Raw genomic sequence first — 13,467 nt, forward strand, 5'->3', positions numbered from 1 at the left:
CAGGAGGGTTTGACCTTGCGCACCGTTCTGAAAAGACCTCTCGATCTGATTAGCGCCGTGGTTCTAATGAGTCTGCTGTCGGCGTCCGCCGGCGCCGCGCTGCCCACGCGTATCGCCAGCGGCGAGGAGTTGCCGTCGCTGGCGCCGATGGTGGAAAAGACCGCCCCGGCGGTGGTCAATATCGCTATCGAAACCCGGGTGCGGGCAGCCCAGAACCCGCTGATGCAGGACCCGTTCTTCCGCCGCTTTTTCGACATGCCGGATCAGGCGCCCAGCCGCCGCGCGGTGTCCGCCGGCTCCGGCGTGATCGTCGACGCCGACCAGGGCTATGTGCTCACCAACGCCCATGTGGCGCGCAACGCCGACAACATCGAAGTGACCCTGATCGACGGCCGTGAGCTGTCCGCGGAACTGGTGGGCCTGGATGAGGAAGTGGACCTGGCGGTGCTGAAACTGGAAAGCGCCGAAGACCTGACGCAAATCCGCATCGCCGATTCCGCCGGCCTCAAGGTGGGTGATTTCGTGGTCGCCATCGGCAACCCCTTCGGCCTCGGCCAGACGGTGACCTCCGGCATCGTGTCGGCGCTGGGCCGCACCGGCCTGGGTATCGAGGGCTACGAGAACTTCATTCAGACCGACGCCTCCATTAACCCGGGCAACTCCGGCGGCGCGCTGGTCAATCTCAACGGCGAGCTGGTCGGCATCAACACCGCCATTCTCGCCCCCGCCGGCGGCAATGTGGGCATCGGCTTCGCCATCCCCACCAACATGGCGGTGAACGTAATGGACCAGTTGATCGAGCACGGCGAAGTGCGTCGCGGCGTGCTCGGCGTCACTATCCAGGATCTCACCGAGGAACTGGCCAACGCCTTCAAGGTGGAGCGCCGCAAGGGCGTGGTGATCACCAATGTGCTGCCGGAAAGCGCCGCCGATGAAGCCGGCCTCAAGGCCGGCGACGTGGTGCTGGAAGTGGACGGCCAGCCGGTGGACCGGGTCTCGGACCTGCGCAATAAAGTCGGCTTGTCGCCGGTGGGCGAGAAGATCGAGATGACCATTCAGCGTGACGGTCGCCGCAAGACGGTCACCGCGGAGATCAGCGAATCCGGCCTCGGCGCCGACGCCGGCGACGGCGTCTCGTCGCACCTGCAAGGCGCCAGCCTGCGTGACCTGCGCGAAGGCGAGCTCGACCACGTCCAGCGCGGTGTACTGGTGGAAAACGTGGCGCGCAGTTCCGCCGCCTGGCGCGCCGGTCTGCGACGCGGCGACGTGATCGTCAACGTCAACCGGCAAGACGTGAACAACCTGGAGCAGTTACGCGCCGCCGTCCCCGACAAGGACGCCGCCCTGCTGCTGCGCATCAACCGTGAAGGCGGAGTGTTCTTTGCGGTGGTCCGCTAAGGCTCGTTGAAACGGGCCTTGTGGGAGCGGGCCCAGCCCGCGAAAGGGAGCGAAGCTCCCGGCAAAGGTTGCCCCGCAGGATGCCAGAGACGTCTGAAAGCGGGCACTAACCAGGTCTCTGGGATCCCGCCGGGTGGCTCGCGCCACCCTTTCGCGGGCAGGGCCCGCTCCCACAAAGAGCGGCCGGCGCTAGTTCAGCGGAAAGTCGGTCCAGCCATCCGTCCAGTCGCGGGCGGCGCCGGGCCGAATGGCGCCGATATAGAGCGCGGACTCGTCCCAGAACTCCCCCTGGGGCGGCGCCACGGCGCCGTCCCGCAGGCCCGAGGTGCCGCCGGGGGCGAAGTCCGGGTTCACGGTGCTGCTCACGTCGCGGCTGAACTGAGGGTCCACGCCAAAACGCGCGCCCACGGTGTCGCGGAAGTAGGCGGCCTCATCGAGGCCGCCGTCATCGTCCGCGTCGCCGCTTTCGTCCTCGAAAAAGCGGATGCCGCGCCCGCCGATGTCGTTGATCGCCAGGGCCTCGAACGACAGACGGCCGTTGTCCAGGTTGCCCACCGTCACCGCGTCCTTGATGTCCACCGCTTCCCCGGAAAAGCCGTGCATGAACAGATTGTGGAAGTGCCCGCCGGTGCCTTCGCGCAACGTCATGGCGCGGTGGTGGCGGGTGTGGCTGCGCGGGCTCACCAGGGTGACGTTGTACATCACCGGTTCCGACATCGGCTCGGCGTCGTGCTGATTGCCGTTGTTGTCCGCTTCGAAGGCGTTGTCGCCGCTGTTGGGGTGTTGCTGGGCAATCAGGAACTGGACCCGACCGCGCCAGCCCCAGTCCCAATCCAGGGAATCGTCGCCGGCGCCGGTGATCAGAACATGGCGCAGGTCCGCGGTGCCGCCGAACATCTCCACGCCGTCGTCCAGGGAGCGGTGCACCTGCACGTGGCGGACGATGGTGCCGCTGCCGCAGCCGCCCAGGGTCAGGCCGTTGAGTTCGTTGTTGGCGTAGACCTCGAAGCCGGCGAACTCAATGCGCGCGTACTCAAGAACGCCGCAACTGCCGTCGGCGTCGTCGCCGCCGAACGAGCCACGGGTATCATTGGCCGGCACCCCTTCGATGTGCGCGTCGGCCTGATTCACCGGCGCCGAGCCGAGCAGCACCACGCCGCCCCAGTCGCCGGGGGCGCGGGTGCCTTGCGGCTGGCCGCTGGTGAACACGATCGGCATGTCGGCGTTGCCGGCGGCGTGCAGGCTGGCGTCCCGCGTCACCACCAGGGCCGACCCCGGCCGCCCTTCAATGCGGGTACCCGGCTCGATGGTCAGGCGTGCGCCGTCCTCCACATAGACGATGCCGTCCAGCACCCAGGTGCGGTCGGCGGACCAGCGGTGTTCGCCGGTGAGCGGGCCGGCCACCACCTGGCGGCCGGAGAGCAGGCCGCCGATGGAAGGCTGCAACAGCACCCCGGCGGCGATCACCCCCACCAGCACCAGCGTGCCCAGGCCCAGCCACCATAAGTTCGATGAGCGTTGTGGGGTGGCGTCGTTCCGGGGCGCGGGCCGGGGCGGGGTGGGGGCGGTGTCGCTACTGGCCGTGGCAGGGGCGCTGGTTTTATGCAGCAGGCCGCCCTGTCGGTTGGCGGCTTTCAGCTTGCGGCCCAGTTCGCGGATGCGCGGGTGCTCGCTGGACAGCGCCTTCTCGATCACCTCGGCGCGGTACTGCGAGTCGTTGAGGAGAGTGTTGAAGTGAATAAAGCGCAGCGAGCCGTCGCCGCTTTGATCGTAGTTCTGTTTCAGTTGCCACAGCAGTTCCACGAGCTGTGCCCGTGGTGACGATTCGCCACTCATGATGCCCCCTCCCCGGACGGATTTCCCCATTGCAGGGAACGCAGTCTGGGAGGAGGGCGTTACAGTGCGATGAAATCAGACGCCGAGAATCTTGTCGGCGGCTTTTTCCGCGATCATCACCGTGGGCGCATTGGTGTTGCCGCCGATCAGCGTCGGCATGATCGAGGCGTCCACCACGCGCAGGCCTTCCAGGCCGTGCACTTTCAGGTCCGGGTCCACCACCGCCTGGTCGTCGACGCCCATCTTGCAGGTGCCCACCGGGTGGTAAATGTTGTCGCACTTGCGGCGCAGGAAGGCGCGGATCTGTTCGTCGCTCTGCACGTCGGCGCCGGGGGCCAGTTCCTCGCCACGCCAGGGCGCCAGCGCGTCCTGGGCCATGATCTCGCGCATTGCCTTGACGCCGCGCACCATGCCTTCCATATCGTCCGGGTGCTCCAGGAAGCGCGGGTCGATCAGCGCCGGGCTGCGCGGGTCCGCATCACGCAGACGGATGGTGCCGCGGCTCTTCGGGCGCAGAATGCAGACGTGGCCGGAGTAACCGTGGCCCATGCTGAACATCCAGTTGAGGCCGTGGTTGTCCAGTTTGGCGGCGGTCAGATGCAACTGCAGGTCCGGGCGCTCTTCCTCCGGCCGCGATTTAATGAAGCCGCCGGCCTCCGCCACGTTGGAGGTCAACTGGCCGCTGCGTTTGGTGAAGAAATCCCACACCGCCTTGGCGCCGGTGAACGGCAGCTCCCAGGAGCCCATGGTGAAGGTGTCGCGGCGCCGGTTGCGGTGGATCACCAACACGTCCGGGTGGTCCTGCAGGTTGCCGCCGACGCCGGGCAGCTCGTGCACCGGGTCGATACCGTGGCGTTTCAGTTCCTGCGGATCGCCGACCCCGGACAGCTGCAGCAACTGCGGCGAGTTGATGGCGCCGCCGGACAGGATCACCTCGCCGGCCTCGATGGTGTGCATGCCGCCCTTGTGCTCCACCTCCACACCGGTGGCGCGTTTGCCGTCGAAGCGGACCCGGTGCACCAGGGCCCCGGTCATCACCGTCAGGTTGTCCCGTTCCATGGCCGGGTGCAGATAGCCGCGGGCCACGCCCCAGCGTTCGCCGTCCTTCTGGTTGACCTTGTACATCGACATCCCTTCCTGGGTGTCGTTGTTGAAGTCATCGGTGGCCGGGTGGCCGGCCTGGACCCCGGCGGTCACGAACGCCTCGCTGACCGGGTGGCGGAATTTCAGCTCGGCGATGTTGAGGTTGCCGTTGACCCCGTGGAACGGGCCTTCACCGCCGGGCTCGTAGTTTTCACAACGCTTGAACAGCGGCAGCACGTCCTTGTAGCCCCAGCCGGGGTTGCCGAGCGATTCCCAGTGGTCGTAATCCCAGGGGTGGCCGCGCGTGTAGCACATGGCGTTCACCGCCGAGGAGCCGCCCAGGGTCTTGCCGCGGGGAATATAAATTTCACGGTTATTGAGCGCTTTCTGCGGTACCGTGTAATAGCGCCAGTTGCGGGCGTTGGAGCGCATCAGCCAGATGATCCCGGCGGGGATGCGAATAAACAGGCTGTTGTCCGCGGGGCCCGCTTCCAGCAGACAAACACGGGTGTTGGGGTTCTCGGACAGCCGGTTGGCCAGGACGCAACCGGCGGAGCCGGCGCCCACGATCACATAATCAAACTGCATGCCGCTCGCCTATGTTCAATGCCTATTTCAACCACTATACAGCCTGTAGCGCGCTCCTGTTATTGACCCTGTGTATCCGCGCCACGGCCAATGCGGAGCCGCCGCCGGACTGGCGGCACGTGGCCTTCGAGGGCGAGACCCGCTATCGGCTCACCGATGCCGGTTGCTGGCGGGCCAGGGCGGAAGCCAGCGCCTCGGGTCTGGTGCGCGAACAGGCGGTGAATCTGGCCCGCACGCCCTGGTTGAACTGGCGCTGGCGGGCCGCTGAAACGCCGGCCTGGCCGGCGGCGGACGAGCGCAGCAAGCAGGGCGATGATTTTCTGGCGCGGGTCTATGTGATCAAGGAGGGCTGGGTGCCCTGGCGCACCCGGGCGATCAATTACGTCTGGTCGCGCTCGCACCCGCCGGGCAGCCACTGGCCCAACCCCTATGCCGGGCAAGCGGAAATGGTGGTGGTCCAGGGGCCGGACGGCGCAGCCGGGCCGTGGCGCGGGTTCAGCCGCGACGTGGCCGCTGATTTCAAGCGCTTCCACGATATGGAAGTGGACAGCGTGGACGCGGTGGCGATCATGACCGACACCGACAACACCGGCGTGGTCGCAGAAGCCTGCTATGAACTGCCTTCTTTTTCCGCTCAGCCGCAACACGCCCGGCCCCCTGAACGGTAATCACGGTTGCGGATCCGGATTAAGGCTGTTTATTATTCAGGCAGTCGTTTTTCCTTACCTGTTTTCTGATTAGCCGGCCGGGGTCGATTAATCAGAGATCAGGACAGTACCCGCGCCACCCGCCGGCGCGTGCTTTCGAGGCCTGGCGCCGGTGCCTTTTCTCACCGCCGCCCGCCCCCTGTCGCAGAATCGTCACGCTTAAAGACTTTCATGACTCCGCGGAACGCGGAAGAAAAACGTCGGAACAGGCGAAGGTGCCTATGAGTGAGCGTATTTTGCGGTTGGACAAGGCGGGCACGCCGGTGGAGTGGCTGGACTGGCAGGCCGCCGCGGTGCTCTACGCCCGGGGTCTGGTGACCTGGACCCTGGGCGACGTGATTTACAACCTGCGCGGGGGCATGTGCCGCCTGACCGGCGACCGGTCACGGCTGTCCCTGCACTCCATCATCGCCTGCGACGGCATCGCCAGCCCGCGCCGCCGCACCCGCCCGCCGCTCACCAACCGCGCGCTGTTCCGTCGTGACCAGCATCTTTGTCTGTATTGCGGCAAACCCTACCCGGAAGCCCTGCTCACCCGCGACCATATCCGGCCCACCTCGCGGGGTGGCAAGGACAACTGGCTCAACGTGGTCGCCGCCTGCCGGCGCTGCAATCAGCACAAAGGCGACCGCCTGCCGGAAGAGATCAACATGGAACTGCTGGCGCTGCCCTATGTGCCGAACATGGCGGAATACCTGGCGCTGATTAACAGCCACCGCATCCGCGGCGATCAGATGGCGTTCCTGCGCAGCCAGTTCGGCAAGAACAGCCGGATGTTGTGACAGGCGATGCTCTTGTCTCCATCAGCCACCCAAAAAAAACGGCGTCCAGAGGACGCCGATGAATCGTTTGGCTCGGGAGAGCTATCACGGAGCAGTACTCCGCTAGTCGACGGATGGGACCTCGCCGACGAATGAGAGTATGTCTGTGACCGATTTCAAAAACATTAGCTGTGCAGCCGTTCACAAACGCTTCGTTGGCCAATAATTCACCGTCGCTGATCAGCCGCCGCCGGGCATCAGGCCGCAGGCCCCGAGCACGGTCTGCCAGCGCTCGGTGTGGGCCCGCAGGGCCCGGTCCAGGCGCGCCGACTGGCCCCGGGGCCCGAAATAGTGGTCCAGCCACCGGTCCAGCGCCGGGTTGGTGCCGCTGCTGGCGGCCCGCAGCGCCCGCAGGCGCTCGCCCAGACGGCGCTGGCGGCGGTCCAGTTCCGCCAGATACGGTTGTACCTCCTGTCCGTAGACGCTATCCAAAAGGTTGCGCAGGTAGCGCGCCCTTTGGCTGGCCCGGCCCCGCGGGCAGAGGCTGTCCTCGTCCAGCGACTCGAGCATGCCCAGGGCCTGCCCCAGGGCCACCCGGGCGGCGGCGATCTCGCGCAGCACCGCGCCGCCGGCGGCGCCACCGGCCAGGGTGGCCAGGTGCCGTTCCAGGTCGGGCAGGGCATCCGGCGGCGGCGACTCACGCAGCGCCCGCCCGGCGCTCGCCAGGCCGCCCAGGGCTTCCAGGCCCAGGGCGGAATCGCCGGCCGGGCCCGGCGACTGGTTCAGAAAGCCCCGCAACTCATCGCTGGCCCAGGTGGCGTTCCAGAACAGGTCGCCGAGGCTCTCTCTTTTTACCTCCAGGGTGCGTTCCAACAGGCCGATCAGTTCCGGGTCTTCCAGGGCTGCGCCGTTCAGACAGCGTTGCCCCCGTTCAATAAAGGTGAGCTCGTAATCCAGCCGCAGGGAGGCGCTGCGCAACTTGCCCAGGGCGCTGTTGCGCTCACTGACCAGCGACATCAGGTCGCAATGGCGCAAACCCAGATAGTTGAGCAGCCCGGTACGCAGGTCCGGCAGCGGGCGGCGCAGCGCCGCGTTGCCCGGGTAGGGCCGCAGCTCCAGGGCGGCCGCCGGCGGCACCGGCTGCCGGGTGAGGCGTTCCAGGCGGGCCAGGTAGTCCTGCCAGCGGGCGGCCACCGGGTCTTCGGGCCACAGCGCCAGGCCGGCGGTGGCCGCCAGGGCGATCAGCGCAACCGCCAATACGGTTTTCTTCATGGCGCGGTCTGTGTCATGGGGCGCGGGTCCCGCTGCATTTCAGTACGATTTTACCTTGTGCGAGGAGGGCGGCCTTTGGCAACTGTGCTACCTTTTCCGGAAACACTCTCCCCGTGACAAAACGTGCCCCGTAACAATAAGCCCAAGGCGGTCAAAGGAATGCGATTACAACACTTAGGCGTGCTGTTTCTGGCCCTCTCCCTGCTGGCCTGCGACACCGCCGAGGAACCCGGCCCGGCGTCCTCCAGCGGGGAGGCTTCCCCGGCAACCTCTTCCCCGGCCAGCGACGGCGAAGACGCCGCGCCCATGGACAGCCGCTGGCGCAGCCACCTGGACAGCTGGCCCACCGGCGCAGTGAGCGCCCGCGCGCCGCTGGTGGTGCGTTTCACCCACCCGGTGGTCGCCGAGGAGGCACTGGAACAGCCCGCCGAAGGCGTCGCCCGTCTGGCGCCGGAGGTCGGTTTCAAGGCGGTGTTCACCGCCCGCGACCGCCTGGAAATCCGCCCCGACGCGCCGCTGGAACGGGGCCGGGAATTGACGCTGACGCTGTTTCCCCAGGAGCTGTCCGGGGTTGACGACGGCCTGCCACCGCTGAAGCTGCCGCTGACCGTACTGCGCCAGCAACTGAGCCTGCGGGTGGATGCCCTGGCGCCGGTGGACGAGGCGCCGGCCCGCATGCGGCTGGACGGCGAGCTCACCACCGCCGATCAGGCCGACCCGCTGGCGGTCCAGTCGGCGGTCACCGCCACCCAGGCGGACCGGCGCCTGGAGATTGAATGGCACCACGGCGCCGCCGGGCTCAGCCACGGGTTCCGGATCGGCGGTATTCGCCGCGACGGCGAACCGGCGCCGGTGGTGCTGCGCTGGGACGGCGAGCCGCTGGCGGTGGAGGAGAGCGGTGAACGGGAGTACCCGGTACCGGCCGAGGGCGCCTTCCTGGTGACCGCCGCGCGCACCCTCAGTTACCCGCAGCCGCACATCCGCGTGCAGTTTTCGCAGCCGCTGATGGGCAGCCAGGACACCGCCGGTCTGGTGCAAGTCAACGGCGAGGAGGCCCGCGTGCGCATCGACGGCAGCCGGCTGCTGGTTTACCCCGGCGGCGAGGCCGGAGACGACGGCGCCGTAACCCTGACCGTCGGCGCCGGCCTGCGCAACGCGTCACGGGCCCGCCTGGACCGCGAGTTCAGCCAGGATCTGGTGCTGCGCGTGGCCAAACCCGGCGTTCGCTTCGTCGGCGACGGCGTGATCCTGCCCGCCGGCGAAACTCTCAGCGTGCCGTTCGAGGCGGTGGGCACCCGCGCGGTGAAGGTGCAGGCGTTCGAAGTGTTCGCCGACAACATCGCCGGCTATCTGCAGAACAACGACCTCAACGCCGATTACGCGGACACCCGCCACGGCCGCTACCTGTGGCAGAAGACCCTGAGCCTGCCGCCGGACGGCGACGGCGACTGGCAGCGTTACCGGTTGGATCTCAGCGAATTGATGGCGCGCCACTCCAACGGTCTGGTGCGCCTGACCCTGAAGATCGACGCCGACACCATCGACTACCAATGTCAGGGCGAGGGGCCGAGCCGCACCGCCGAGCTGCCGGACAACTTCGAAGGACCGGGCCAGGACGAGGGTGGTGACCGCCTGCGCCGCTACTACGACAACGCCGGCTACCTGAGCTGGCAGGAGCGCGACAACCCCTGCGCCGACGCCTACTACCAGTACAACGAGCGCGCCGAATCCTCGCGTTCCTTCCTGGCCTCCAACCTGGGCCTGATCGCCAAGCAGGGCGAGGACGACCGGCTGATCGTGGTGGCCACCCATCTGGACAGCAACGCGCCGGCCAGCGGCGTGCGCGTCACCGTGCACAACTACCAGCACCAGCAGCTCGCCGAGGGCACCACCAACAGCGACGGCGAAGCCACCCTGGGCGTGGACGGCACACCGTTTTATCTGGTCGCCCACCATGGCGACGACCGCGGCTACCTGAAACTGGCGCGCAACCAGGCGCTGCCCACCAACCAGTTCAACACCGGCGGCGAGCGGGTGCGCGACGGCCTCAAGGGCTTCTTCTACGGCGAACGGGACGTATGGCGCCCGGGCGACGACATCCATCTCACCTTTATGCTCGACGACGCCGACGATCGTATTCCCGACGACCACCCGCTGACCCTGGACTGGTTCGACCCGCGCGGCGACAAGGTGGCCGAATACACCAACAGCGAGCCGGTGGGGCAGTTCTACACCTTCACCCTGAGCACCGCCGAGGACGCGCCCACCGGCAACTGGCGCGCGGTGGCGCGGGTCGGCGAGCGTTACTTCGACACCGCACTGCGGGTCGAGGCGATCAAGCCCAACCGGCTGAGCATCGAGCTGGACCTGCCCGACGCCCTGGACGCCGGCACCGTCAACCCGGTGACCCTGCACAGCCAGTGGCTCAACGGCGCCCGCGCCGGCGGCCTGAAAGCCGACGTCAAAGCGAGCCTGAGCAACGCCGCCACCACCTTTGAAGGCTACGACGGCTTCGCCTTCGACGACCCCACCCGCAGCCTAGGCGCCGAGCCGTTCACGGCCTTTGAAGGCAAGCTCGACAACCAGGGCGACGCGCGCTTCCCGCTCGATCTGCCGGAGCTGACCCCGCCGGGCATGGCCGCCGCCACGCTCACCACCCGGGTGTTCGAAAACAGCGGCGACTACAGCACCCAGGTGCGCCGGGTGCCGGTGCGCCCCTACCGGCACTGGGTCGGCATGCGCGTGCCGGAAGGCGACGGCTGGGGCGGCGCCCTGGGCCGCGACCGGGACCACGAGATCGGCTTCCTGACGCTGGACCAGGACGGCAAGCCCGAGGCCGGCCGCGACCTGACCCTGAGCCTCTACCGCATCGACTGGCGCTGGTGGTGGGACCGCGGCGACGACAACCTGACCAACTTCATCAGCGACCCGCACACCGAAAAACTGCGCCAGGACACCCTCACCACCGACGCCGACGGGCGCGCCCAGTGGACCCTGGCCGGCGCCGATTACGAATGGGGCCGGCACCTGCTGCGGGTCTGCCAGAGCGACGGCCGCCACTGCGTCAGCCGCACCCTCTATCTGGGCTGGAGCGGCGAACGCGGCGCCCAGGGCGACGCCGCCACCCGGCTGTCGCTGAGCACCGACCGGGAGCAGTATCAGGTGGGCGACACCGCCCGCGTGCAGGTGCCGGTGAGCGGCCAGGGCCGCCTGCTGGTGAGCCTGGAAAACGGCGCCCGGGTGCTCGACCACTACTGGCTGGAAGCCGGCGAGCAGGGCGACACCCTGACTCTGGAAGTGCCGGTCACCGCCGCCATGGCGCCCAATGTGTATGTCCACGTGGCGTTGCTGCAGCCCCACGCCGGACGCGACAACGACCGGCCGATCCGCCTCTACGGCATCGCGCCGCTGCTGGTGGACGACCCGGCCACCCGCCTGATGCCGGACATCCGCGCGGAAAGTGAGGTACGCCCGGAAAGCACCCTGGCGGTGGCGGTCTCCGAGCGCCGCGGACGGCCCATGACCTACACCCTGGCGGTGGTCGACGAGGGGCTGCTGGGCATCACCGGTTTCGCCACGCCGCGCCCGCACCAGGCGTTTTACCAGCGCGAGGCCCTGGGCGTGCTGACCTGGGACCTGTTCGATCAGGTGGTGGGCGCCTACGGCGGCGAACTGGATCAGATGCTGGCGCTGGGCGGTTCCGACGCGTTGCGCGATGGCAGCGAGCAACAGCGCCGCCGCTTCCCGCCGGTGGTCCGTTTCAGCGGGCCGTTCCAACTGGCCAAGGGCGAGACCGCCGACCACGACATCGAACTGCCCGCCTATATGGGCCAGGTGCGGGTGATGGTGGTGGCCGGCGACGGCCACGCCTACGGCGAGGCGGACAAGAACGTCACCGTCACTCAGCCGCTGACCCTGCTGTCGTCGCTGCCGCGGGTGCTGGGGCCGGGCGAAACCCTGGCCCTGCCGGTCACCCTGTTCGCCGCCGAAGACGGCCTGGGCCCGGTGACAGTGTCCGCCGACGTGGAGGGCCCGATCTCGTTAAGCGACCGGCCGGACGAGCAGAGCGCCGAATTGGATTTCCAGGAGAGCGGCGAACGGATCGCCGAGCTGGGCCTGAAAACCGACGAGCGTACCGGCACCGCCACGGTGACCGTGTCCGCCCGTGCCAAGGAGCATGAGGGCGAGGGCTACCGCGCCAGCGAAACCGTGCACCTGCCGGTGCGCGCCGCCAACCCGCCCACCGTCCGTGACGCCGGGCGCCTGCTGGCCGCCGGCGAGACCTGGTCGCAGCGGCACCGCGCCCACGGTCTGCCCGGTACCAACCAAAGCCGGCTGACCGTGAGCAGCCTGCCGGCCATGGGCCTGGAACGGCGCCTGGAATACCTGCTGGGTTACCCCCACGGCTGCGTGGAGCAGACCGTGTCGGCGGCCCTGCCGCAGCTCTATCTGTCGCGGCTGATCGCCCTCGACGACGAGCAGCGCGCCCGCATTCAGAGCAACGTGGAAGCGGCCATCCAACGGCTGCGCCGCTTCCAGCTCGGTGACGGCGCTTTCGCCTACTGGCCCGGGGCCGCCGTGGCCGACGACTGGGGCACCTCCTACGCCGGTCACTTCCTGCTGGAAGCGCGCCGTCAGGGCTTCGCGGTGCCCGCCGGCATGCTGGAAGACTGGGCCGACTACCAACGCCGTGTGGGACGCAACCCGGGCGGCGAGCCCTGGCAGTGGGCCGGCCAGGCCTACCGCCTCTACACCCTGGCGCTGGCCGGCGAGCCGGAGGTGGGCGCCCAGAACCGCCTGCGCGAAGCGCTGTCCGCCCGGGCGGACGGCGACAGCCGGCAGCCCGGCTACCAGGCCGCGCGCTGGCTGCTGGCCGCCGCCTACCAACAGATGGGTCTGAACGACGTGGCCGGCGAACTGATCGCCGACGCCGACGCGCCCTCGAACTACGACCGCCCGGGCCCCACCTATGGCTCGGCGCTGCGTGACCAGGCCATCGAGCTGCTGGTGCGCGACGCCCGCGGCGACAGCGACGGCGCCTGGCGCCAGGCCGAGGCGATCGCCGGCCGGCTGGCCTCCCAGCAGTGGTATTCCACCCAGAGCACCGCCTGGGCGCTGATGGCCATGGCCCGCTTCGCCGGCTCCGGCGACGCCGGTGACGGCTACCGGTTCGCGTGGCGCCGGGGCGACGGTGACTGGCAGGAAATCCAATCCCAGGCGCCGGTGTTCCGCCAGACGCTGTCGCTGGACGGCGAGGGCGTCGAGCTGGCGGTGCGCAACGACAGCGAACGCCGCCTGTTCGCCTCGGTGACCACCCGGGGCACGCCGGCGCCGGGCCAGGAGCAGGCCGCCGCCCAGGGGCTCGGGCTTGAGGCCCGCTTCCTGACCCTGGACGGCCGGCCCCTGGATCCGGGCAGCCTGTCCCAGGGCACTGATTTCCGCGCCCGGGTGCGCGTCGTCAATAACAGCGGCCGCGACCTGGACAACCTGGCCCTGACCCAGGTGATCCCGTCCGGCTGGCAGATCACCGACAGCCGTCTCGCCGGCGATGAACAGGCGGCGCCGCTGGATTACCGGGACATCCGCGACGACCGGGTGCTCAGTTACTTCTCGCTGGCCGCCGGCGAGGCGCGGGAATACACCCTGGGGCTGAATGCCACCTTCGCCGGGCGTTTCTATCTGCCGGGCTGGCAGGTGGAGGCCATGTACCAGGGCGATACCCGCGCCCGCAATAAAGGCCAGTGGGTGGAGGTGATCCGCGATTAAGGGGCGTTTTACAGGCCGCCTCCGGCGGTGGGCCCTGGCCGGCGCCGCCCTGGCGC

Annotated in this window: 7 protein-coding genes; 4 read left to right on the plus strand and 3 right to left on the minus strand. The window is 68.6% G+C overall.

The features are described 5' to 3' along the window. Positions 1–66 precede the first annotated feature (66 nt). On the plus strand, positions 67–1,398 hold the full coding sequence (locus tag ACMG4O_RS07535) for a DegQ family serine endoprotease (protein ID WP_414434859.1): 1,332 nt from the start codon (positions 67–69) through the stop codon (positions 1,396–1,398). 189 nt (positions 1,399–1,587) lie between these two features. Here the strand turns inward: ACMG4O_RS07535 and ACMG4O_RS07540 are convergent, their stop codons facing one another. Next, positions 1,588–3,234, minus strand: a complete 1,647-nt coding sequence (locus ACMG4O_RS07540; RefSeq protein WP_414434785.1) for a hypothetical protein — start codon at positions 3,232–3,234, stop codon at positions 1,588–1,590. A gap of 75 nt (positions 3,235–3,309) precedes the next feature. Beyond that, a complete protein-coding gene (locus ACMG4O_RS07545; RefSeq protein WP_414434786.1) occupies positions 3,310–4,905 on the minus strand; it encodes a GMC family oxidoreductase in 1,596 nt (531 codons plus the stop codon). 62 nt (positions 4,906–4,967) lie between these two features. On the opposite strand from ACMG4O_RS07545, the gene ACMG4O_RS07550 reads away from it, so the two are divergent. Both ACMG4O_RS07550 and ACMG4O_RS07555 read left to right on the plus strand, forming a co-directional pair. After that, a complete protein-coding gene (locus tag ACMG4O_RS07550) occupies positions 4,968–5,573 on the plus strand; it encodes a DUF3047 domain-containing protein (RefSeq protein WP_414434787.1) in 606 nt (201 codons plus the stop codon). Between the two features lie 260 nt (positions 5,574–5,833). Beyond that, complete coding sequence (locus ACMG4O_RS07555; RefSeq protein WP_194856729.1) at positions 5,834–6,394, plus strand: HNH endonuclease; 561 nt, start codon at positions 5,834–5,836, stop codon at positions 6,392–6,394. Positions 6,395–6,613: 219 nt separating this feature from the next. Here the strand turns inward: ACMG4O_RS07555 and ACMG4O_RS07560 are convergent, their stop codons facing one another. Further along, positions 6,614–7,645, minus strand: a complete 1,032-nt coding sequence (locus ACMG4O_RS07560) for a DUF3080 family protein (protein WP_414434788.1) — start codon at positions 7,643–7,645, stop codon at positions 6,614–6,616. A 159-nt stretch (positions 7,646–7,804) separates the two neighbouring features. Between ACMG4O_RS07560 and ACMG4O_RS07565 the strand changes: the two genes are divergently transcribed. Beyond that, positions 7,805–13,411 (plus strand): alpha-2-macroglobulin family protein, encoded by a 5,607-nt coding sequence (locus ACMG4O_RS07565; RefSeq protein ID WP_414434789.1) that lies wholly within the window; start codon positions 7,805–7,807, stop codon positions 13,409–13,411. Positions 13,412–13,467 lie beyond the last annotated feature (56 nt).

The sequence above is a fragment of the Alloalcanivorax venustensis genome (genome assembly GCF_047495515.1).
In the GTDB taxonomy this organism is placed as follows: domain Bacteria; phylum Pseudomonadota; class Gammaproteobacteria; order Pseudomonadales; family Alcanivoracaceae; genus Alloalcanivorax; species Alloalcanivorax venustensis.